General features: G+C 70.1%; 18 protein-coding genes and 2 tRNA genes. 3 read left to right on the forward strand and 17 right to left on the reverse strand.

Going from position 1 to position 22,079, the window contains the following annotated elements:
- Positions 1–791: 791 nt before the first annotated feature.
- From ACZ6SD_RS28230 to leuC, 3 genes are all read right to left on the reverse strand, one after another.
- Positions 792–1,511 (reverse strand): HU family DNA-binding protein, encoded by a 720-nt coding sequence (locus tag ACZ6SD_RS28230; protein WP_465320040.1) that lies wholly within the window; start codon positions 1,509–1,511, stop codon positions 792–794.
- Between the two features lie 252 nt (positions 1,512–1,763).
- Positions 1,764–2,366: a 3-isopropylmalate dehydratase small subunit gene (gene leuD / locus ACZ6SD_RS28235; RefSeq protein WP_465320041.1), complete on the reverse strand. Its 603-nt coding sequence runs from the start codon at positions 2,364–2,366 to the stop codon at positions 1,764–1,766.
- Between the two features lie 12 nt (positions 2,367–2,378).
- The gene (gene leuC, locus ACZ6SD_RS28240) at positions 2,379–3,812 is read right to left on the reverse strand and encodes a 3-isopropylmalate dehydratase large subunit (RefSeq protein WP_465320042.1); all 1,434 of its coding nucleotides are present in this window, start codon (positions 3,810–3,812) and stop codon (positions 2,379–2,381) included.
- Positions 3,813–3,876: 64 nt separating this feature from the next.
- Here leuC and ACZ6SD_RS28245 point away from each other — a divergent pair, with 64 nt between their 5' ends.
- On the forward strand, positions 3,877–4,578 hold the full coding sequence (locus tag ACZ6SD_RS28245) for an IclR family transcriptional regulator (protein WP_465320043.1): 702 nt from the start codon (positions 3,877–3,879) through the stop codon (positions 4,576–4,578).
- 804 nt (positions 4,579–5,382) lie between these two features.
- Here the strand turns inward: ACZ6SD_RS28245 and ACZ6SD_RS28250 are convergent.
- The 4 genes from ACZ6SD_RS28250 to gltX all read right to left on the reverse strand — a co-directional run bounded on the left by ACZ6SD_RS28250 (position 5,383) and on the right by gltX (position 8,130).
- Positions 5,383–5,455: transfer RNA gene (locus ACZ6SD_RS28250), tRNA-Glu, on the reverse strand.
- Positions 5,456–5,527: 72 nt separating this feature from the next.
- Positions 5,528–5,599, reverse strand: a tRNA-Gln gene (locus ACZ6SD_RS28255).
- A 74-nt stretch (positions 5,600–5,673) separates the two neighbouring features.
- Complete coding sequence (locus ACZ6SD_RS28260; RefSeq protein WP_465320044.1) at positions 5,674–6,513, reverse strand: HAD family hydrolase; 840 nt, start codon at positions 6,511–6,513, stop codon at positions 5,674–5,676.
- A gap of 132 nt (positions 6,514–6,645) precedes the next feature.
- On the reverse strand, positions 6,646–8,130 hold the full coding sequence (gene gltX / locus ACZ6SD_RS28265; RefSeq protein ID WP_465320045.1) for a glutamate--tRNA ligase: 1,485 nt from the start codon (positions 8,128–8,130) through the stop codon (positions 6,646–6,648).
- Between the two features lie 96 nt (positions 8,131–8,226).
- Between gltX and ACZ6SD_RS28270 the strand changes: the two genes are divergently transcribed.
- Positions 8,227–9,465 (forward strand): FAD-dependent oxidoreductase, encoded by a 1,239-nt coding sequence (locus ACZ6SD_RS28270; protein WP_465320046.1) that lies wholly within the window; start codon positions 8,227–8,229, stop codon positions 9,463–9,465.
- 307 nt (positions 9,466–9,772) lie between these two features.
- Here the strand turns inward: ACZ6SD_RS28270 and ACZ6SD_RS28275 are convergent, their stop codons facing one another.
- The 7 genes from ACZ6SD_RS28275 to ACZ6SD_RS28305 all read right to left on the reverse strand — a co-directional run bounded on the left by ACZ6SD_RS28275 (position 9,773) and on the right by ACZ6SD_RS28305 (position 17,652).
- Positions 9,773–10,543, reverse strand: coding sequence for a fumarylacetoacetate hydrolase family protein (locus ACZ6SD_RS28275; RefSeq protein WP_465320047.1), 771 nt, complete (start codon positions 10,541–10,543; stop codon positions 9,773–9,775).
- Positions 10,544–10,563: 20 nt separating this feature from the next.
- Complete coding sequence (locus tag ACZ6SD_RS28280) at positions 10,564–11,166, reverse strand: lipoprotein (RefSeq protein ID WP_465320048.1); 603 nt, start codon at positions 11,164–11,166, stop codon at positions 10,564–10,566.
- A 29-nt stretch (positions 11,167–11,195) separates the two neighbouring features.
- Positions 11,196–12,878: a citramalate synthase gene (gene cimA, locus ACZ6SD_RS28285; RefSeq protein ID WP_465320049.1), complete on the reverse strand. Its 1,683-nt coding sequence runs from the start codon at positions 12,876–12,878 to the stop codon at positions 11,196–11,198.
- Positions 12,879–13,132: 254 nt separating this feature from the next.
- Positions 13,133–14,170, reverse strand: a complete 1,038-nt coding sequence (locus ACZ6SD_RS28290; RefSeq protein WP_465320050.1) for a 3-isopropylmalate dehydrogenase — start codon at positions 14,168–14,170, stop codon at positions 13,133–13,135.
- A 245-nt stretch (positions 14,171–14,415) separates the two neighbouring features.
- Positions 14,416–16,008: a phosphoglycerate dehydrogenase gene (gene serA / locus ACZ6SD_RS28295; protein ID WP_465320051.1), complete on the reverse strand. Its 1,593-nt coding sequence runs from the start codon at positions 16,006–16,008 to the stop codon at positions 14,416–14,418.
- Between the two features lie 190 nt (positions 16,009–16,198).
- Entirely contained in the window at positions 16,199–17,380 is a 1,182-nt protein-coding gene (locus tag ACZ6SD_RS28300) for a hypothetical protein (protein ID WP_465320052.1), read from the reverse strand.
- The gene (locus tag ACZ6SD_RS28305; protein ID WP_465320053.1) at positions 17,377–17,652 is read right to left on the reverse strand and encodes a DUF397 domain-containing protein; all 276 of its coding nucleotides are present in this window, start codon (positions 17,650–17,652) and stop codon (positions 17,377–17,379) included. Before ACZ6SD_RS28305 ends, ACZ6SD_RS28300 begins: the two co-directional genes overlap by 4 nt.
- Before the next feature lie 123 nt (positions 17,653–17,775).
- Here ACZ6SD_RS28305 and ACZ6SD_RS28310 point away from each other — a divergent pair, with 123 nt between their 5' ends.
- Positions 17,776–18,492: a hypothetical protein gene (locus tag ACZ6SD_RS28310; RefSeq protein WP_465320054.1), complete on the forward strand. Its 717-nt coding sequence runs from the start codon at positions 17,776–17,778 to the stop codon at positions 18,490–18,492.
- Between the two features lie 144 nt (positions 18,493–18,636).
- Here ACZ6SD_RS28310 and ilvC read toward each other — a convergent pair whose 3' ends face one another.
- From ilvC to ACZ6SD_RS28325, 3 genes are read right to left on the reverse strand one after another with little or no spacing between them, the layout of a single operon-like run.
- Positions 18,637–19,650: a ketol-acid reductoisomerase gene (gene ilvC, locus ACZ6SD_RS28315; RefSeq protein ID WP_465320055.1), complete on the reverse strand. Its 1,014-nt coding sequence runs from the start codon at positions 19,648–19,650 to the stop codon at positions 18,637–18,639.
- 44 nt (positions 19,651–19,694) lie between these two features.
- The gene (ilvN, locus tag ACZ6SD_RS28320) at positions 19,695–20,201 is read right to left on the reverse strand and encodes an acetolactate synthase small subunit (protein ID WP_465320056.1); all 507 of its coding nucleotides are present in this window, start codon (positions 20,199–20,201) and stop codon (positions 19,695–19,697) included.
- 26 nt (positions 20,202–20,227) lie between these two features.
- Entirely contained in the window at positions 20,228–22,075 is a 1,848-nt protein-coding gene (locus ACZ6SD_RS28325; RefSeq protein ID WP_465320057.1) for an acetolactate synthase large subunit, read from the reverse strand.
- Between the last annotated feature and the right edge of the window lie 4 nt (positions 22,076–22,079).

A 22,079-nucleotide genomic window follows, 5' to 3' on the forward strand; every position in this document is an offset into this window, starting at 1 on the left:
CACGACCACGGCGAGTTTAGGGATCTTCCTTCACCCCCAAAGAAACCACTCCACCCCATCGAGCACCTGGCAGGCTCGGGTGCGGCCTGGCAGGGGCTTGTGTGCGGTCTGTTCGGGTGAACGGTGACGTGTACGGGCACTGACACCGCTTGTCGCGCTCGCTCGCGGCTTTGCTGCCTAGGCAATCTTTGAGGATGGTCTGGCCTGCCTAGGCTGGCTCGCGCCTGCTGGCCTGCCTGCCATGGCTTTGGCTGGCAAGCCTGGCACTGTTACGCGAGTTAAGGCCGCTGGTCTGCCGTGGCTGCCCTTGCTCGCCAGGTTGTCTGTCTGCCCTGCGTGCCGATCCGCTGTCCGCTTCTGCCTTACCGAGCCTGTCAGGCCGTCTGCCCTGTCCTGCATGCTCGTTAAGCGGTCTGTGGGCGCAGCATGCCAACCCTCTGCCTACCCGCGCCCCACCGAACTCGTCAGGCCATCTGTTCGCCTGCCACACCACGCCCGCCAAGCGGACTGCCCGCCCAGCGTGCCGGGCGTCTTCTCGCCCTGTCCGGCTAAGTCCGCAGGCGGCTGTCTGCCCCGCTAAGGCCGCAAAGCAGTCTGCCTGTCCGCCTGCGAGCCGTTCGGTCTTCCTTGCCTTCTTCCTGCCTGTCCGGCCTTCCCTGCTTTGTGGCTTCCTTGCCTGCCGCGCAATGACTTCTACCGAGCGTCGTCCTGTTCTTGCCCGGATACGCGAGAGCCCCGCACGGGGGAAGCGTGCGGGGCTCTCGCGAGGTGCTTTTGGTGCCTGGTGGCCACTACTTCTTGCGGGTGGTGGCCTTCTTGGGCGCCGGGGTGGTGCTGGCGGTCGCCTTGGGGGTGGTGCTCTTGGCGGCCGTTGTCTTCTTGGTGGCGGTGGTCTTCGCCGCTGCGGGGGTGGCCTTCTTGGCCGGGGTGGCCTTGGGGGCCGCCGTCTTCGTGGTGGTGGCCTTGGGGGCCGCCGCGGTCTTGGTGGCCGCGGGCTTGGCCGCCGCCGCGCGGGTGCGGGTGGTGGTGGCGGGCTTCGCCGCCGTCGTGGCGGGCTTTGCCGCTGCCGCACGGGTGCGCGTGGTGGTGCTGCGCGTGGTCGCGGCCGCGGGCTTGGGGGCCGCGGTGCGAGTGGACGCCGCGCGGGTGGTGGTGCCCGCCGCGCGAGTGGACGCCGCCGTGCCGCGCGCGGTGGTGCCCGCGGCCGCGCGGGTGGCCGCCACCTTGGGCAGCTTCTTCGCCCCGCTCACGACCTCCTTGAACATGGTCCCGGCGCGGAACGCGGGCACGTTCGTCTTCTTGACCTTCACCGTCTCGCCGGTGCGCGGGTTGCGCGCGGTACGGGCAGCACGGGCGCGCTTCTCGAACACGCCGAAGCCGGTGATGTTGACCTTCTCGCCCTTGTTGACCGTGCGAACGATCACGTCGACGAGACCGTCGACCGCAGCGCCTGCGGCCTTCTTGTCGCCAAGGCGCTCGGACAACGCCTCGATGAGTTGGGCCTTGTTCACCCTTCAGTCCTCCGTAAGAGAGCCACACTGCCGTTAACGGCCGAACTCGGCCGACTTCTCGCCAAGATAGGCCCAAATGCGCGCGATTTCCACGCGACGCGCCCGATTTTTCCTTGCGTCATGCGGTGTCGGCGTCCACTCGGGGGACCGAAACGCTGGTTTTCGGGCGTCGCGCGGGGTGGCGGCGTTGGGTTGTGGCTGACGGAGAGCGGGCCGGATCCCCCTTCGGGAAAGGGGAATCCGGCCCGGGGGTCAGGCGGTCGGAAGCGGGGTCGTCACCGGCTTCCACGAGGGCCTGGCCTGCTCGAACGCGTCGATCTCGGCGACATGGCGCAGGGTCAGGGCGATGTCGTCCAGCCCTTCGAGCAACCGCCAGCGGGTGTAGTCGTCCACGAAGAACGGCGCGGTGAAGTCCTTGGCGCGGACGGTCTTTTCGACCAGGTCGACAGTGATCTGCGTCCCAGGCTCGGCTTCGAGCAACTTCCACAACAGTTCGATGTCGGACTGCTCGCACTGGGCGGCCACGAGGCCCTGCTTGCCCGCGTTGCCGCGGAAGATGTCGGCGAAGCGGGCGGAGATGACCACCCGGAACCCGTAGTCGGACAACGCCCAGACGGCGTGCTCGCGCGACGACCCGGTGCCGAAGTCGGGGCCAGCGACCAGGACGCTGCCCGCCCGGTAGGGCTCCTGGTTCAGCACGAAGTGCTCGTCGTTTCGCCAAGCCGCGAACAACCCGTCCTCGAACCCGGTGCGGCTGACCCGCTTGAGGTAGACGGCGGGGATGATCTGGTCGGTGTCCACGTTGGACCGGCGCAGCGGCACCCCGACCCCGGTGTGCGTGGTGAACGGCTCCATGGTGTCGATACCTCAGTTCCGGTCGTCGGTGCTGGTGGCGGCGGGGGCGAGGTCCTCGGGCGAGGAAAGCGTGCCGCGCACCGCGGTGGCCGCGGCGACCAGCGGCGAGACCAGGTGGGTGCGCCCGCCCTTGCCCTGCCTGCCCTCGAAGTTGCGGTTCGATGTGGACGCGCTGCGCTCGCCGGGGGCGAGCTGGTCGGGGTTCATGCCAAGGCACATCGAGCAGCCAGCCTGCCGCCACTCCGCGCCCGCGGCGAGGAACACCTTGTCCAGCCCCTCGGACTCGGCCTGCGCGCGCACCCGCATCGAGCCGGGCACCACCAGCATCCGCACCCCGTCGGCGACGTGCCTGCCGCGGATGACGTCCGCCGCGGCGCGCAGGTCCTCGATGCGGCCGTTGGTGCACGAGCCCAGGAACACCGTGTCGACGCTGATCTCGCGCAGCGGCGTGCCGGGAGTGAGATCCATGTACGACAGGGCCTTCTCAGCGGCCACGCGCTCGTTCTCGTCAACGATCTGCTCCGGGTCGGGGATCGCCGCGGACAGCGGCAGGCCCTGCCCCGGGTTGGTTCCCCAAGTGACGAACGGAGTCAGCTCCGCGGCGTCGAGCACGACCTCGGCGTCGAACGTCGCGCCCTCGTCGGTGCGCAACTCGCGCCAGTCGGCCACCGCGGCGTCCCAGTCCGCGCCCTGGGGCGCGTGCGGGCGACCCTTGAGATAAGCGAAGGTCGTCTCGTCCGGGGCGATCATCCCGGCCCGCGCGCCCGCCTCGATCGACATGTTGCACACGGTCATCCGCGCTTCCATCGACAGCTTCTCGATGGCCGAGCCGCGGTACTCCAACACGTAGCCCTGGCCGCCGCCGGTGCCGATTTTCGCGATCACCGCGAGGATGACGTCCTTGGCGGTGACGCCGGGGCGCAGTTCGCCCTCGACGGTGATGGCCATGGTCTTGAAGGGGCGCAACGGCAGCGTCTGCGTGGCGAGCACGTGCTCGACCTCGGAGGTGCCGATGCCGAACGCGAGCGCGCCGAACGCGCCGTGCGTGGAGGTGTGGCTGTCGCCGCACACCACGGTCATACCGGGCTGGGTGAGCCCGAGCTGCGGCCCGACCACGTGCACGATGCCCTGCTCGACGTCGCCCATGGGGTGCAGCCGCACGCCGAACTCGGCGCAGTTGCGGCGCAGCGTCTCCACCTGGGTGCGCGAGACCGGGTCGGCGATGGGAAGGTCGATCCCCACCGTCGGCACGTTGTGGTCTTCTGTCGCTATGGTCAGATCCGGCCTGCGCACCGGCCGCCCGGCGAGCCGCAAGCCGTCGAAGGCCTGCGGGCTGGTCACCTCGTGCACGAGATGCAGGTCGATGTAGAGCAGATCAGGTTCGGCGCCGCTGCCGCGACGCACCACGTGCTGGTCCCACACCTTTTCGGCGAGCGTTTTGGCCATCGCCCATCACCATCAGCTTCCCACGGACTGGACTTCCCACATAACGGGAAAGTAGTATCGAGACGTGGGACAGCATAGCGGCATCGGAGTTCTGGACAAGGCAATGGCGGTACTGCAGGCGGTGGCCAAGGAGCCCTGCGGCCTGGCGGAGTTGTGCGCCAAGACCGGCCTGCCCCGGGCCACGGCCCATCGGCTGGCGGTCGGCTTGGAGGTGCACCGCCTCCTGCGCAGAGGGTCCGACGGCAGATGGCGCCCCGGCGCCGCGCTGGCCGAACTGGCGGGCGGCGCGACCGACCCCCTGCTCGACGCGGCGACCTCGGTCCTGCCCAGGCTGCGCGACCGCACCGGCGAAAGCGTCCAGCTCTACCGCCGCGACGGCCTGCACCGAATCTGCGTCTGCTCCGCCGAACCCCCCAGCGGCCTGCGCGACACCGTCCCCGTGGGCACCCGCCTGCCCATGACCGCGGGCTCCGGCGCGAAAGTCCTGGCCGCCTGGGCCGACCCAGCCACCCAACGCAGCCTCCTCACCGACGCCGTCTTCGGCGAACGCGCCCTCCTGGAGGTAAGACGCCGGGGCTGGGCCCAAAGCGTCGCAGAACGCGAACCAGGCGTCGCCAGCGTCTCCGCTCCCGTGCGTGACGCCTCCGGCACAGTGGTCGCCGCCGTCTCCGTCAGCGGTCCCATCGACCGCATGGGCCGCCGCCCCGGCGCCCGCTGGGCCGCTGACCTCCTAGCCGCCGCCGACGCCCTCCAGAACCGGCTCTAATCCCCTTTCCCCACCGCCCTCACCGCTCCGGCTGTGAGGGCGGTTCTATCTGCGGGGGTCGCGTTGGGGGCTTGGGGCTTGGCTGGGGGCTGGGTTGGTGGGTCCGCTCGATGGGGTGGAGTGGTTTCTTTGGGGCCCCTACGAAGGAAGATCCCGTCGTGGGAAAGACGGGTGGGGAGCCTTCGGCCCCACGACCACGGCGAGTTTAGGGATCTTCCTTCACCCCCAAAGAAACCACTCCACCCCATCGAGCACTGGGCGAGCGCTGGCTCGGCCTAACAGATGCTCGGGTGTGCTCCACCCACCGCTTGGCCTGGGCGGACCGCTGTGCCCCACTCCGTCTCGTACGCGCCAGCTTTGGCTTTAAAGCGCGAGAAGGCAGGGCTGGCAGGGCACAGTGATCGAGCCGGGTGGCTGCGTCGACTAGCCCTCAGGCGGACAGCCCCACCCCACCGACCTCTTCTGACACTCCCGAAACACCAACGACACCCGCAGGCAACACCCGCACCCCACACGCTCCAAACAGCACAAGCGACCAATGGAGACACAGCAACCAGCCACACCACACCGGCACCAGTCCCCGCACTAGGCCCCAGCCCCCACTCCCCCAACCCACACTCCCCCAGCGCACGCAATGCGCGCACCCCTACTCCCCTACTCCCCCACCCCTCCCCCCGATGCGCGAAGCGCGAGCCCCGCTGGTTCAGAAGAGAACGCACCGTGGGGGTCTGGGGGGTCGCCCCCCAGCGCGAATAGCGAAAGAGGCCCGAAAGCGCTTTCCGCTTTCAGACCTCTCCCACTCTGTAGCCCCGACGGGATTCGAACCCGCGCTACCGCCTTGAGAGGGCGGCGTCCTAGGCCGCTAGACGACGGGGCCAGGAACTTTGCCTACTTCATTCAGTTGTTTTTCGTTGGAGAGAGCTTAGCAGGTTGCTATCGAACGCTCCAGCTGGGGTACCAGGACTCGAACCTAGACTAACTGAACCAGAATCAGTCGTGCTGCCAATTACACCATACCCCATTGGCATTCAGGTTGGGCGGGTCTGCTTCTGGTGCTGAACCGCTGTCCCTGTCGCCGGAGAAGATGTTAGACCACTACCCCGCTGATCGAGAAATCGGCCCCTGTCCTCGGGGGTCGGGGACGCCGGAGGCGCTGGTCATGCCGGGGGTCCGGTACTCGCTGACGAGCAGTTCTGGCAGGTCGGCGAGGGTTTCCACGACGGGGACCTCTGGGGTGTCGTCGTGGTCGTGTTGGTCGGCTGCGCGGTCTAGCCAGATGCCATGCAGGCCCGCGTCTCGGGCGCCGATGGCGTCGAGGTCGAGGCGGTCGCCGACGTGGGCGGTCTCGTGGGGGGTCACGCCGAGTTCGGCGCAGGCGGTGTGGAATATGGCGGGGTCGGGTTTGGCGGCGCCGAGTTCTCCTGCGCTGATCACGGCGTCGAAGAAGCGGGACAGGCCCAAGCCCGCGAGGCGGGTGCGCTGGTGGGGGCCGGAGGCGTTGGTCACGGCGGCGATCTTGAAACCGGCCGCTCTGAGCCAGTCCAGGCACGGCACTGCGTCGGGGAACAGCCGCCACGCCTGGCTCATCTGGGCCAGTCTGCGGTCTTCGAGGACGGCGACGGTCTCGTCGTCGATGAGGGCCCCCAGATCGGCCAGGAACGCCTTGGTGCGGGCCCGGCGCATGGAGTCGTAGTCGAGCTCCCCCGCGACGACCATGGCGCTGTGCTCGTCGGTGATGCGCTGCCAGGCTGGCCACATGTCGTCCCGGCCGATCAATATCGACAACGCCATTCGGGCCGACCCGGTGAAATCGATCAATGTGTCATCGATATCCAGGCAGATCGCGTGAATGGCTGGCGGCTCGTGCGCCGGGTTCGGCACGCCCTGACGGGACGTGGTCGCGGGCGACGGAAATGGCACGAGCGCGGAAGTCATCCAGCGAGGCTAGATGCCCGGGCGGGCTTCCCGATTCGTCTGCACAGGTGATATTTCGGCTTCTGACACGGTCAAGCAAGAAAGCCCGCGATAGTCTGCTGAAGAACTCTATCGCGGGATCTCCTTGCCGCGTTACGGGTTAGCGCGCCGCAATCGAGTGAGAGTGCGGTCACGTCCGAGCAGTTCCAGTGACTCGTACAACGGCGGCGACACCGTGCGCCCGGTCGCGGCCACCCGAACGGGGGCGAACGCCTTGCGCGGCTTGAGCCCGAGGCCGTCGATAAGGGCCGTCTTGAGCGCTTCCTCAATGGCCGGGGTCGTCCACTCCGGCAGCGCCTCCAGCACCTTGACGCTCGCGTCGAGGACCGGCTTGGCGTCGGGTCCGAGCACTTTGGCCGCCGCGTCCGCCTCGGGGACGAAGTCCTCCTCGGCCACGTAAAGGAAGCGCACCATCGGCGCCGCGTCGGACAACACGATCAGGCGTTCCTGCACCATCGGGGCAATCGCGTCCAATGTGGCCAGCTGCGCCGTCGTCGGCGTCTCGGGCAGCACGCCAGCGGAAACCAGATACGGCACCACCCGCTGGACGAAATCCGCGGCGGGCAGCGCGCGCAGGTGCTCGGCGTTGATGGCCTCGGCCTTCTTGAGGTCGAACCGGGCCGGATTGGAACTGACCTTGCCGATGTCGAACGCGGCGACCATCTCGGCCATGCTGAAGATGTCGCGGTCGTCGGCAATGGACCAGCCGAGCAGCGCGAGATAGTTCAGCATTCCCTCTGGGACGAATCCGCGGTCGCGGTAGGCGAACAGATTCGACTGCGGGTCGCGCTTGGACAGTTTCTTGTTGCCTTCCCCGCGCACGAGGGGCATGTGCCCGAAGTGCGGGGTGAACTCAGCGACGCCCACCCGCTGCAGCGCCTCGTAAAGAGCGATCTGACGGGGCGTCGACGGCAGCAGGTCCTCGCCGCGCAGGACGTGGGTGATCCGCATGAGAGCGTCATCGACCGGGTTGACCAGCGTGTAGAGCGGCTGGCCGTTCGCGCGCACCAGCACCGGGTCGGGCACGCTGCCCGCGGGGAAGCTGATGTCGCCGCGGATCAGGTCGGTGAAGCCGATCGCCCGGTCGGGCATCCGCAGCCGCAGCACCGGCTCGCGGCCCTGCGCGCGCAGTTCGGCGCGCTGTTCTTCGGTGAGGTCGCGGTCGGCGTTGTCGTAGCCCAGCTTCGGGTCCTGCCCGGCGGCCTTGCGGCGCGCCTCGACCTCTTCGTTGGTCGAGAAGGACTCGTACAGCTCCCCCGCCTCGGTCAGCTTGCGCACGACCTCGGCGTAGCGGTCGGCGCGCTCGCTCTGCCGGTAGGGGCCGTACTCGCCGCCGACCTCGGGGCCCTCGTCCCAGTCGATGCCGAGCCAGCGCAGCGCGTCGAGGAGCGCGTGATAGCTCTCCTCGCTGTCGCGCGCGGCGTCGGTGTCCTCGATCCGGAAGACGAGTCGGCCGCCAGCGTGCCGGGCGAAAGCCCAGTTGAACAGGGCGGTGCGGATGAGCCCGACATGCGGGGTGCCCGTCGGGGACGGGCAGAAGCGGGCTCGGATCTGGGTGTCTGCGTGTGGCGTGCTCATGGCCGGATCAGCGTATCCCTGCCGATGGGACTTGACCGAGCCGGAGCCTGGGTGCATCCTCAAGTTATTCAACTGGCGTTGAAAAGAGGAGGGGTCATGGAACGCACAACGGTGTGTGTGGTCGGGGGCGGGCCCGCGGGCATGGTGCTGGGCCTGCTGCTGGCGCGAGCCGGGATCGAGGTCACCGTCCTGGAGAAGCACGACGACTTCCTGCGGGACTTCCGCGGCGACACGGTGCATCCGCCGACCCTCGACCTGCTCGACGACCTAGGCCTGGGCGAGCGGTTCCGCGCCCTGCCGCAGAGCCGCATCGAACGGGTGCAGGTCCCGTTCCGCGGCGGGGCGGCGACGGTGGCCGACCTGACGACGCTGCCGGGGCCCAACAACTTCGTCGCGATGGTTCCGCAGTGGGACTTCCTGGACCTGCTCGCCGACGCGGGAGCGGCGGAGCCGACGTTCCGGCTGCGGATGCGGACCGAGGCGACCGGGCTGCTGCGGGAGAACGGACGCGTTGTCGGGGTCACTTATCGGACCCGCGACGGGGAGACCGGGAGCATCACGGCGGATCTGACTGTCGCCTGTGACGGGCGCGGGTCGCTCTTGCGGGCGGCGGCGGAACTGCGGCCGAAGTCGTATCCGACGCCGATGGACGTGTGGTGGTTTCGGCTGCCGCGGCTGGAGTCGGACCCGGCGGGGATCGTGGGGCTGATCAGCAAGGCGCGGGCGGCTGTCCTCATCGACCGGGGGGACTACTGGCAGGTGGCCACGTTGATCCGGAAGGGGTCGGACGCTGAGGCTCGGCGGACTCCGGTCGAGGGGATGGTGCGGGAGCTGATCGAGGTCGCGCCGTGGCTCGCGGACCGCGCGGACGCGGTGCGCTCGTGGGACGACGTGAAGACGCTCGATGTGAAGCTGGATCGGCTGCGGCGATGGCACCTGGACGGGTTCCTGTGCCTGGGGGATGCCGCGCACGCCATGTCGCCGATTGGTGGGGTGGGGATCAATCTGGCCGTGCAGGATGGGGTGGCGGCCGCGCGGATGCTGGCTGGGCCGATCCGGCGCGGGACGGTGTCCACTTGGGATCTCGCGAAGGTTCGGTGGCGGCGGTTGCTGCCTACTGTGGCGATTCAAACGTTGCAGCGGATGTTGCATGCTCGGGGGCTGCGGCCTGCGTTGGAGGGGAAGGTCGAGGTCGCTGGGGCGGGGCGGCCGCCGTTGCCGTTGCGGGTGTTGACGGGGACGCCGTTGTTGCGGCGGATACCGGCGCAGTTGCTTGGGCGGAGTGTGATTCCTGAGCCTACGCCTGGGTTTGCTCGGCGTGCTGCTGCTGGTTGATGGGGGGTTGCTCGATGGGGTGAGTGGTTTCGGGGCTTTCGTGGGGTTGCTCGATGGGGTGGAGTGGTTTCTTTGGGGCCCCTATGAAGGAAGATCGCCGTGTGAAAGACGGGTGGGATGCCTTCGGCCTCACACGCGCGCAGCCAGCTTAGCGATCTTCCTTCTCCCCCAAAGAAACCACTCCACCCCATCGAGCACCTGGCAGGGTTGGTTCGGCCTGGCAGGGGTGCAGTTGGGTTTGGCCCGGCTGGGGTGCGGGTTGATCTGGTCCGGCCGGGTCAGGTGTGGGTTGGTTCGGGTGTGGCTGTTAGCGCTTGACCACGGGGTTGGTGAGGGTGCCTAGGCCGTCGATGGTTACCGAGACGGATTGGCCTTCGGTGAGGGGGCCTACGCCTGCTGGGGTGCCGGTGAGGATGACGTCGCCGGGGAGGAGGGTCATCACTCGGGAGATCCATTCGACCAAGGCGGCGATGTCGTGCAGGAGGAGGGAGGTGCGGGAGTCTTGTTTTACCTCACCGTCCACTGTGGTCTTGATCGCCAGGTCTGCTGGATCTGCGGTGGTGTTGATCCAGGGGCCTAGGGGGCAGAAGGTGTCGTGGCCCTTGGCCCTGGTCCACTGGCCGTCCGCCTTTTGGTGGTCTCGGGCGGTGACGTCGTTGGCGATGGTGTAGCCGAGGATGACGTCTTTGGCGCGGGAGGCGGGGACGTCTCGGCAGGGCATGCCGATGATGGCGGCCAGTTCGCCCTCGAAGTCGACGTGGGTGGAGTCGGCTGGGAGTTTGATGGGGGCGGCGGGGCCGATGACCGTAGTCGACGGCTTCATGAAGATGACCGGGTTTTCCGGGGGCTCGCCGCCCATCTCGCGGGCGTGGTCTGCGTAGTTCTTGCCTACGCAGATGATTTTCGTGGGCAAGATGGGGGCGAGCAGCCGGGTGTCGGCCAACGGCCACCGGCGGCCGGTGAACGTGGGCTTGCCGAACGGGTGCTCGGCGATCTCGGCGGCGACCTGGTCGGATCCGTCGCCCTCGATGGCGACGAACGCGACCCCTTCTGGGTGGGCAATTCGAGCTAGTAGCACGGCCCTACCCTAGAAGTCGGTCAGCGTTCGATGGGCGTGAGGCTGTCCTTGGCGAGCAGGTAGCCGGGGAGCGCCTTCGCATAGTCCGCCGGGTTCTCCGAGCCGACCTCGACCACGATGGTGCGCAGCGGGGTCGCGACGGCGAAAGCGCGGCCGCGTTGGGCGCCGGGCTTCTCGTAGGTGAGTTCCACCCCGGAGCCCTTGCCGATCTGGGTGTCGCGGAAGTGCGGCTCGGTGATCTCGCCTTCGCCTTGCAGGAAGCGTTCCAGCGCGCCGCGTGGGGAACTGCCCGCGTCCGCGCCGATCCAGACCCGCAGGTAGGCGGGGTCAGCGACCAGGTCGCACGCCGCCGCCAAGCCGTCGCGGGGCTCCGCCGGGGGATTCGGGCGGGGTGTCCAGCCGCCCGAGACGTCGAAGGCGAACGGCATCGGGCACGTCTGCGGGGTGCCGACCCGGGCGGCGGCGGAAGCGGGTCGCACAGCGCTGTCCCACACGTCGCTGGTGGTCGCGGGGGTGCTGGGTGGGGTGGTGGTGGCGTCGCCCGGCTGGGTTCCGCCGCCCGCGCACGCGCTCACCCCCCCGGCTGTCAGCACGATCGCGGCGTAGTGACCGATCCGACCCACTCCACTGCCCTCCTCGCCTCACGGGCGGTCTACGGGCGCAGACCGCCGATGCCGACTTCCGACCGCACGCGCAGGGCTTTGTGGGCCAGCGCGTCGCAGAGGGCAAGCCAGCTCGCCTCCACGATGTTGCCGTGCACCCCGACCGTGGTCCATTCGAGCTCGCGGTCGGTGGACTGCACCAACACCCGGGTGACGGCTTCAGTGCCGTGCGGGGTTGCACGGTGGCCATCACCCGATGTGAGGATTCGGACCTTGTAGTCGCTCAGCTCGACCTCGTCCAGCCACGGCAGGTGCGGCACCAGCGCCCGGCGCAGCGCCGCGTCGAGGGCGTGCACGGGGCCGATGCCCTCCGCCGTGGCGATGACCCGGTGCCCAGCCACGTCGACCTTCACCGTGGCCTCGGACACCACCTCGCCGTCAGCCCGGTGGTCGAGGATCACCCGGTAGGACTCCAGCGCGAACGGGGCGGACGCGTCGCCCGCCTCGGCGTCCGACGGGTCCGCCGTGGCGATCTCGCGGCGCAGCAGCAGCTCCAGGGACGCGTCGGCGGCCTCGAACGACCAGCCGCGCGCCTCCAGCTCCTTGACCTTGCGCAGCGCTCCCGCGACCGCCTCCGGGCGGCCCGCGAGGTCCACGCCCAGCTCATGGCCCTTGAGCTCAAGGCTGGCCCGGCCCGCCATCTCGGTGACCAGCACCCGCATGTCGTTGCCGACGACCGCCGGGTCGATGTGGTTGTACAGCTCCGGGTCGACCTTGATCGCGCTGGCGTGCAGCCCCGCCTTGTGCGCGAAGGCGGACCAGCCCACGTAGGCCTGGTGGGGGTCGGGGGCGATGTTGGCGATCTCGGCCAGGGCGTGCGAGACGCGGCTCAGCTCGGCCAGCCCCGCCTCGGGCAGCACGGGCATCTTGAGCTTGGTCACCAGGTTCCCGACAACGGCGAACAGGTCGGCGTTGCCCGCGCGCTCGCCGTAGCCGTTGGCGGTGCACTGGACGTGGCTCGCGCCCGCCTGCACCGCAGCGACGCTGTTCGCCACCGCGCAGGAGGTGTCGTCCTGGCAGTGGATGCCCACCCGGAACCCGGTGCGGGCGATGACCTCGCCGACGGTGTCGGCCAAGCCCAGGGGGAGCTGCCCGCCGTTGGTGTCGCAGAGCACGGCCACGTCCGCCCCGGCCTCCATGGCCGCGCCGAGCACCCGCAGCGAGCAGTCCGGGTCGAAGGCGTACCCGTCGAAGAAGTGCTCGGCGTCGAGGAACACCCGCCGCCCCTCGCCGACGAGGAAGGAGACGGTGTCGCGGACCATTTCCACCGCCTCGTCCACGTCGGTGCGCAGCGCCAACTCGATGTGCCGACGGTCGGACTTGGCGACCAGGGTCACCACCGGGGCCCGCGCGTCGAGCAGCGCGCGGACCTGCGGGTCGGCCGCCGCGGTCGTCCCGGCGCGGCGGGTCGAGCCGAACGCGACCAGGGCAGCGTGCTTGAGGTCGAGTTCCCCCGCCGCCGCGCGGGCGAAGAACTCGGTGTCCTTGGGCAGCGCGCCCGGCCAGCCGCCCTCGATGTAGCCGACCCCCAGCCCGTCGAGCAGCCGCGCCACGGCGAGCTTGTCGGCCACCGAGTACGAGACGCCCTCCCGCTGGGCCCCGTCGCGCAGCGTCGTGTCGTAGACGTGGAACGAGTCGCCAAGCGGGGTGCCTGCGGGGGTCGTGCGGGTCACGGGATGCTCCTCGGGAACGTTCTGGGAAAACAAAAAGACCCCCCGCTGGGATGCGAGAGGTCTGCGCGCCGGGCTGGTCGCTTGGCTACCCGACGCGCTCGTCGATAATGCTCACGGCGAACACGCCCCGATCCTCACACAGGGGCGTTCCACATACCAAGTCGGTTTCCCACATCCTGAGCAGTCCTGCCCGTGTGTCCCGTCGCACCAAATCGGGGCGACGGGACACACGGGCAGGACGTGCCGGATGCGGATCAGGCGCTCTTGGCGTTCGAGGACACCAGGGCCGCCAGCCGGTCGCCGATGGCGAACGTGCCGCCGGGCGAGGCGTGGTCCCGAGTGGCCAGATCGAAGGCCACCGACGCCTCGATGCGCCGCGCCGCCTCGACCTCGCCGAGGTGGTCGAGCAGCAGGGCCACCGAGAGCACCGCGGCGGTGGGGTCCGCGATGCCCTGGCCCGCGATGTCCGGCGCGCTGCCGTGCACCGGCTCGAACATGCTCGGGTTGCGCCGGGTGATGTCGAGGTTTCCGCTGGCCGCCAGGCCGATGCCGCCGGTGACCGCAGCCGCGAGATCGGTGAGGATGTCGCCGAACAGGTTGTCGGTGACGATCACGTCGAAGCGGGTCGGGTCGGTGACCATGTGGATGGTCGTGGCGTCGACGTGCTGGTAGGCGACCGTGACCTCCGGGTGCTGCAACGACACCTCCTCCACCACGCGCGACCACAGCGAGCCCGCGTGCGTGAGGACGTTCGTCTTGTGGACGAGCGTGAGGTGCTTGCGGGGCCGGGCGGCGGCGCGGGCGAACGCGTCGCGCACGACCCGCTCCACGCCGAAGGAGGTGTTGACGCTGACCTCGGTGGCGATCTCGTGCGGAGTGTCCTTACGCAACAGCCCGCCGTTGCCAGCGTAGAGCCCCTCGGTGCCCTCCCGGACCACGATCATGTCGATCTCGCCCGGATCGGCGATCGGGCTCTTGACACCCGGGTAGAGCCGCGCCGGACGCAGGTTGACGTGGTGGTCGAGCTCGAAGCGCAGCCGCAGCAGCAGCCCGCGCTCCAGGATGCCGCTGGGCACCGACGGGTCGCCGACGGCGCCGAGCAGGATCGCGTCGTGGTCCCGCAACTCCCCGAGCACGGACTCCGGCAGCAGCTCCCCCGTCGCGTGCCACCTCGCCGCGCCGAGGTCGTAGCGGGTGATCTCCGCGGTCGGTATGACCTCACCGAGCACCTTCAGGGCCTCAGCGATCACTTCCGGCCCGATCCCGTCTCCTGGGATCACCGCGAGCCGCATGCACACACCTCCCGGGGTATCGGCCCGAACTATCAGGGCCTCGTAGACGAACGAAGGCTACCGGCAAGTCGTCCGGTGTCCGCACCTCGCCACCCCTCTGGGTGGTGTCGACGTGTTTTCCGGTCGTTCGGGAAACACGAACGGTGCCCGGAACGGTTGCTCGCCAACCGATCCGGGCACCGCGAGCGCCGGGAACGCGTCCCAGTAAATGGACTTTCCGGTCAGCCCGGTCAGCCCGGCCGATCTCAGTCGAGATTCACGGCGCGGACCAGGCTCGCGCCGATCGAGGCGCCGATGGACTCCAAGACCGAGCCGTCCACCGCGCGGTCGACGCGCAGCAGCATGACCGCGTCCGCGTCGCCGGTCTGGCTGATCTGGGCGGCGTCTATGTTGACCCCGGCCTCGCCGAGCAGGGTGCCGACTGTGCCCATCACGCCGGGGCGCTCCGGGTACTCCAGCAGCAGCACGTCGCCCTCGGCGCGCAGGTCGAACGAGCGGCCGTGCACCTCGACCAGCTTCTCGACCTGGGCCAGGCCGGACAGGGTGCCGCTGACGGTGATCACCGAGCCGTCCGCGTAGACCCCGCGCAGGGTGACCAGGCTGCGGTAGATGACGCTCTCGCTCTCCTTGGCGACCTCGACGGTGACGCCCAGCGTCTCGGCCAGCCGCGGCGCGTTCACGAACGTCACCTGGTCCTCGACGATGCCGGAGAACACCCCGCGCAGCGCGGCCAGCGGCAGAATCGCGACATCCTCCGCGGACAGCTCGCCGCGCACCAGCACGGTGATCGAGGTCGGCGCCTTGTTGCCCAGCGCGGAGAGCACGACGCCCAGCTTCTGGGTCAGCGGCAGGTACGGGCGCACCTCTTCGCCGACCACGCCGCCGCCGACGTTGACCGCGTCGGGCACGAACTCGCCGCGCAGCGCCAGCCGCACCGAGTGCGCCACATCGGTGCCCGCGCGGTCCTGCGCCTCGGCGGTGGACGCGCCCAGGTGCGGGGTGACCACGATGCCCGGCACGCCGAACAGCGGGCTCGTGGTGGTGGGCTCGGTCACGAACACGTCGACGCCCGCGCCGCGCACCTGGCCGCTGCGGACCGCGTCGACCAGCGCCTCCTCATCGATCAGGCCGCCGCGCGCGGCGTTGACGATGATGACGCCCTTCTTGGTCTTGGCGAGCGCCTCGGCGTTGAGCAGGCCCTTGGTCTCGGGGGTCTTGGGCAGGTGCACGGAGATCACGTCCGCGCGGCCGAGCAGCTCGTCCAGCTCGACCAGCTCGATGCCCAGCTGCGCGGCGCGCGCGGGCGAGGCGTAGGGGTCGTAGGCGATGAGCGTGGTGCCAAACCCGGCGAGGCGCTGCGCGAACAGCTGGCCGATCTTGCCGAGGCCGACCACGCCCACGGTCTTGCCGTGCAGCTCGACCCCGGAGAACGCGCTGCGCTTCCACTGCCCGTCCTGCAGGGTGGCGTGCGCGTCGGGCACCTGGCGGGCCACCGCGAGCAGCAGCGCGACGGCGTGCTCCGCGGCCGAGACGATGTTCGACGTGGGCGCGTTCACCACGAGCACGCCGCGCTCGGTGGCCGCGGGCACCTCGACGTTGTCGAGGCCGACACCGGCGCGCGCCACGACCTTGAGCGTGTCGGACGCCTTGAGCACCTCCGCGTCGACCTGGGTGGCCGACCGCACCAGCAGCGCGTCGGCCTCGGCGACCGCGGCCAGCAGCGCGGGCCGGTCGGTGCCGTCGACGTGGCGGACCTCGAACTCGTCGCCGAACACGTCCAGCACGGACGGCGCGAGCTTCTCGGCGATGAGGACGACGGGGCGGCTCGTAGTTGTCACGCTGGACTCCTGTGCTGGTAGCGCTAAGAGGAAGCGGTTACCTCTCTGTAACCGCGACGAGTCTATGACGGTCACTGAACCGTTCAACCGATGGGTGAGACAGGTGACAAGTCAGCCGTCTGTCAGCACTGCCCCGGTGCCAAGCGGCACAACGGGTCGCGCGGGCCGGGCAGCCGGGTGATGACCTTCGTCACTCGCCGATGACCGGTGGCGCGGTGAACTCGCCGGTGCCGAACATCTCATCATCATCGCCTTCGACAAGGTAAGCCGGGCGGCGCTTCTCGGGCTCCTTGGGCAGCCCCGGGTCGGGCTCGGCGTCGGCGGGGCGAATGGGGACCGGCGTGCTGCCCGCCGTGTAGCCGCCGGATCCGGTCGGCCCGAACCCCGGCCCGAAGCCCGCCGGGAAAACCGGCGGCGGTGGGACCCGATGGGGCGGCTGCGGGCGGTGGTCGGGGCGCGCGGGCGGCGGCACGGGGGCTCGCGGAGGCGTGGGCAGGGAACGCGGCCCGACCCCCGGCGCCGAGTCGAACTTCGGCGGCCCGCCAGGCGTCTCGGGCCGCAGCGGCGGCCGGGACACCGGTGCCCGCGTGGGCGGCGGGGGCTGGGCGGGCGGCGAGGGCAGGGGCGGCTGGGCGGGCCGCTGGAGCGACGGCGGTGGGGCTTGCGGTCCGGCCGCAGGCGCGGGCCGGGGCTGCCCCGGCGGCGGCGCGACGGGCGCTTGCCGCCGCGGCGGCGTAGTCGGCTGGGACTGCCGGGCTCGCGGTGGATCGGGCGGCGAAGACTGGATTCCCAGCGGCAAGCCGGTTCCCGGTGATTCCGGTCCCAGGGAACCGGCCAGGCCCGCACCCGGCCCCGGCAGACCCGGATGCGGCAGATCCTGGCTCAGAGAACCAGTCCGGCCCGAAGCCAGCCCCGGCGCACCTGGGTACGGCAGATCCTGGCTCAGGGAACCGGAAAGCGGCGCCTCGCCCCCGCGCGGCCCCGGCGCTGGGGAACCAGGTCGCGGCAGATCCGGCCCCACGGAGCCAAGTCGGGGCGCGTCGGGCGCCGGAGGGCGCTGGGGCGCGGGAAGCCTGCCCGCCGAGGGCGGGGGCGGCTGGAAAGCGCCTGGTGGCGGAATGTCGAGGGAACCGGTGTGGCGGCTGGGAACCGGCGGCGCGGGTGGCCGGGAACGGCCCGCCGCCTGGGAATCCGGCTCGTCGTGCGGGAGGGCGAGGGAACCGCTGCTGGCCGCGAACGGCGGCTCACCCACCGCTTCGGGCGGCGTCCACGCCGCGGACGCGGAACCGGGGGCGCCACGTCGCGACGCCGCCTGCTCTGTCCACACCGGATCGCCCGGGGTGGGGAGATCGCCCCGGTGGGGCTCGGTCACCACGGCTCGTCGAACTCGCCCGCCTTGGCGCCCTCGACAAAGGCGTCCCATTCCGACTCGGTGAAGACGAGGACGGTGTCGTCCGGGCCGGTGTACTTGGAGTTCCGCATGGCGATGTAGGTCTTGCCGTCGGTGTGCGGGACGAAGGCGATCTCGACGTACTCGCCGTCGGGGTCGGCGTCGGGCTCCGCCGCGCGCTGCCACTCGGCCTTGGTCAGGTCGAGCCTGCCGCGCACCTCGGCCTTGTCGTCGTAGATGGGGGCGCTCTCCATGGCCTCTCCTCGTTCGCTGAGGTCTCGACTGTCGGTGACCAGGTATACCGCAGGCCATCGGCGCGGCGGCACGCACCGTGTCGTTGTCGCGCCGGTCTGGTCGCGCTGAGTAGCGTGAGCGGGGTGACCTCGTATTTCCTGCGTTACCTGCACGGCGAGCGGGAAGCCGTGTGGACCGAGTTGCGCGCGCTCGGCCCGGTGCCCGACGCCCTCGCCGAGGACGTGGCCGCCGTCGCCGACGAGACCATGGTGCGGGTGTCACAGCACGTGGCGAGGATCGCCGCGGCGCTGCCGGAACTGGACTGGGTGTCCTCCGACCGCCTGGTGAGCCCGCACCAGCCCCCCACCGAGGGCGACCACGCCCTGATAGACGAACTGGTCGACAAGATCGGCGGCCTGCCCTACGCCCTGGAGGCATGCCTGCGCCGCGTCGGCGAGGTGTGGTTCGCGGGCGACTGCGACGCGCTTTACCTGACCTACCACCAGGAGCCCGCGCCGACCACGACCCCGCCAGGCGCGGAATACCCGGACCCGCTGTGCCTGGGCAACGCCTACTCCCTGCACCTGGAATGGGAGGAACGCGACGACCCCACCGCCTTCGCGTTCGCCTTGGCCCCCGACGAATACGTCAAGACCAACGTCGACGGCGGCACCCACGACATCGACCTGCCCTCCCAGGTGGCCGACCCCGTCCTCCGCGGCGTCGCGGGCAGACCGGGCATCACCCTGGTCGACTACCTGCGCGAATCCGTGCGCTGGGGCGGTTTCCCCGGCTACTCGTTCGCCCCGGAACTCGCCCCCGAAGTCCTGATCACCCTGCGCACCGACCCGGATTTCTGACCGGCTGACGAAAGACCCGAGAATGGCGACTTGGGATCAGATCCGCGCCTTGCCCGTGGAACGAGGTCGGCCGAACCGCGAGACGACCACGAAGGCCACCCTCACTCGGTTGAACGAAGTGAGGGTGGCCTTCGGCACTGCGGCTCAGGCGGTCTCGGTGATCGGCCGGTCGACCCAGGACATCAGGTCGCGCAGCTTCTTGCCGGTCTCCTCGATCGGGTGCTGGGCGCCCTGCTCCTGGAGGCGGCGGTAGTTCTCGCGGCCGCTCTCGTCCTCGGCCACCCACTCGCGGGCGAAGGTGCCGTCCTGGATCTCGCCCAGGATCTTCTTCATCTCCTCCTTGACCGCGGGCGTGATGACGCGCGGGCCGCGGGTCAGGTCGCCGTACTCGGCGGTGTCGGACACCGAGTAGCGCTGGCGGGCGATGCCGCCCTCGTACATCAGGTCCACGATCAGCTTCAGCTCGTGCAGCACCTCGAAGTACGCGATCTCCGGGGCGTAGCCCGCCTCGGTCAGCACCTCGAAACCAGCCTGCACCAGCGCCGACGCGCCACCGCAGAGCACCGCCTGCTCACCGAACAGGTCGGTCTCGGTCTCCTCGGTGAACGTGGTCTTGATGACCCCGGCCCGCGCGCCGCCGATGGCCGCGGCGTAGGACAGGGCCAGCGCCTGCGCGCCGCCGGTGGCGTCCTGGTGCACGGCGATAAGCGCCGGGACGCCCTTGCCGTCCACGAACTGGCGGCGGACGAGGTGGCCGGGGCCCTTGGGGGCGACCATGGCCACGTCGATGTTCGCCGGGGGCTTGATCAGGTCGTAGCGGATGTTGAAGCCGTGGCCGAAGAACAGCGCGTCGCCGTCGTTGAGGTTGGGCTCGATGTCCTCGGCGTAGATGAAGCGCTGCTTGGTGTCCGGCGCCAGCACCATGATCAGGTCGGCCTCCCGCGAGGCCTCGGCCGGGGTGAGCACCCGCAGGCCCTGCTCCTCGGCCTTCGCGCGGGATTTCGAGCCCTCGGGGAGCCCGATGCGGACGTCCACACCCGAGTCGCGCAGGCTCAGCGCGTGCGCGTGGCCCTGGCTGCCGTAACCGATGACAGCGACCTTGCGACCCTGGATGATGCTCAGGTCGGCGTCGGCGTCGTAGAAGATCTCGACGGACATGCTGTTTCGTACTTCCTTCCTGGGACCTGCGAAAAACGTGGGGGTTACCGGCCCGCGGTCGCGGTGATGGACCGCGGACCCCGGCCGATGGCGACCATGCCCGACTGCACCATCTCGCGCACCCCGTAGGGCTCCAGCATGCGCAGCAGCGCCTCGATCTTGTCCGCGGTGCCGGTGGCCTCGATGGTCAGCGCCTCCGGGGAGACGTCGACAACCTTGGCACGGAACAGCTGCACGGTCTCCAGCACCTGGCTGCGCACGGTGGCGTCGGCGCGGACCTTGACCAGCAGCAGTTCCCGGCGCACCGCGATCGCGGGTTCCAGCTCCACGATCTTGATGACGTTGACCAGCTTGTTGAGCTGCTTGGTGACCTGCTCAAGCGGCAGTTCCTCGACCGCGACCACGATCGTCATCCTGGACACGTCCGGGTGCTCGGTCGGGCCGACGGCGAGCGACTCGATGTTGAAGCCGCGCCGGGAGAACAGCCCGGCGACGCGGGCCAGGACGCCCGGCTTGTTCTCGACCAGCACGCTCAGCGTGTGTGTGCTCATCTCTGCTCCCTCTGCTCCGCCGCCGGTCACTCTTCGTCAAACAGCGGGCGGATGCCGCGCGCGGCCATGATCTGGTCGTTTCCGGTGCCCGCGGCGACCATCGGCCACACCTGGGCGTCCTTGCCGACCACGAAGTCGATCACCACCGGGCGGTCGTTGATCTCCATCGCGCGGTGGATGACCGCGTCGACCTCTTCCCTGGTCTCACAGCGCAGGCCCGCGCAGCCCAGCGCCTCGGCGAGCAGGGTGAAGTCGGGGATGCGGTGCTTGTGCGTGCCCAGGTCGGTCTGGGAGTAGCGCTCGGCGTAGAACAGGTTCTGCCACTGCCGGACCATGCCGAGGTTGCCGTTGTTGATGACCGCGACCTTGATCGGCGCGCCCTCGATGGCGCAGGTGGCCAGCTCCTGGTTGGTCATCTGGAAGCAGCCGTCGCCGTCGATGGCCCAGACCACGCTGTCGGGCTTGCCGAACTTGGCGCCCATGGCGGCGGGGACCGCGTAGCCCATGGTGCCAAGGCCGCCGGAGTTGAGCCAGCTCATCGGCTTCTCGTAGCGGATGTGCTGCGCGGCCCACATCTGGTGCTGGCCGACGCCCGCGGTGTAGATGGCGTCCGGCCCGGCGATCCGGCCGATGCGCTCGATGACGTACTGCGGGGACAGCGTCCCGTCCTCGGGCCACTCGTAGCCCAGCGGGAACGTCTCGCGCCACGTGTCCAGCGTCGCCCACCACGGCGCCAGGTCCGCGGTGCCCGCTGTCCGCTCGGCGCGCACGGCGGCGATCAGCTCGACAATGATCTCCTTGCAGTCGCCGACGATCGGCACGTCCGCGCGGCGGTTCTTGGAGATCTCGGCCGGGTCGATGTCGGCGTGCACGATCGCGGCGTCCGGCGCGAAGCTGGAGAGCTGGCCGGTGACCCGGTCATCGAACCGCGCGCCGAGGGCGACGAGCAGGTCGGCGCGCTGCATCGCGCCCACGGCGGGCACGGTGCCGTGCATCCCGGGCATGCCGAGGTGCTGCTTGTGCGAGTCGGGGAACGCGCCGCGCGCCATCAGCGTGGTGACCACCGGGATGCCGGTCAGCTCGGCGAGCTCCAGCAGCTCGGGCGACGCCTGCGCCTTGATGACGCCGCCGCCGACGTAGAGCACCGGGCGCTTCGCCGCGCAGATCAGCTTCGCGGCCTCGCGCACCTGCTTGCCATGCGGGCGGGTGGTCGGGCGGTACCCGGGCAGCCGCAGCTCCGGCGGCCAGCTGAACGAGGTGGTCTCCTGCAGGACGTCCTTGGGGATGTCGACCAGGACCGGGCCGGGCCTGCCGGTCTTGGCCAGGTGGAACGCCTCCGCGATGATGCGCGGGATGTCGATCGGGTCGGTGACCAGGAAGTTGTGCTTGGTGATCGGTAGCGTGATGCCGCAGATGTCGGCTTCCTGGAAGGCGTCGGTGCCGATCAGCGCCCGGGTCTGCTGGCCGGTGATGGCGACCAGCGGCACCGAGTCCATGTTGGCGTCGGCGATCGGGGTGACCAGGTTCGTCGCGCCCGGCCCCGAGGTGGCCATGCACACCCCGACCTTGCCGGTGGCCTGGGCGTACCCGGTGGCCGCGTGGCCAGCGCCCTGCTCGTGGCGGACCAGGATGTGCCGGAGCTTGGTGGAGTCCAACAGCGGGTCGTAGGCGGGCAGGATGGTGCCGCCGGGGATTCCGAAGACGATCTCGACGCCTACCGCTTCGAGCGACCGGACGAGCGATTGCGCGCCGGTCACCCGGATGGGGGTGCCGGTGGGCGGCGCAGGCTTGGGGCGGGCAGGCTGCGCGGTGGCAGCCGCAGACGCCGTCCCAGGGGTCGCTGCGGCACTGGGCCGCGATGGTGCGCTGGTCATCGGT

This window comes from Actinokineospora sp. NPDC051303, assembly GCF_055586285.1.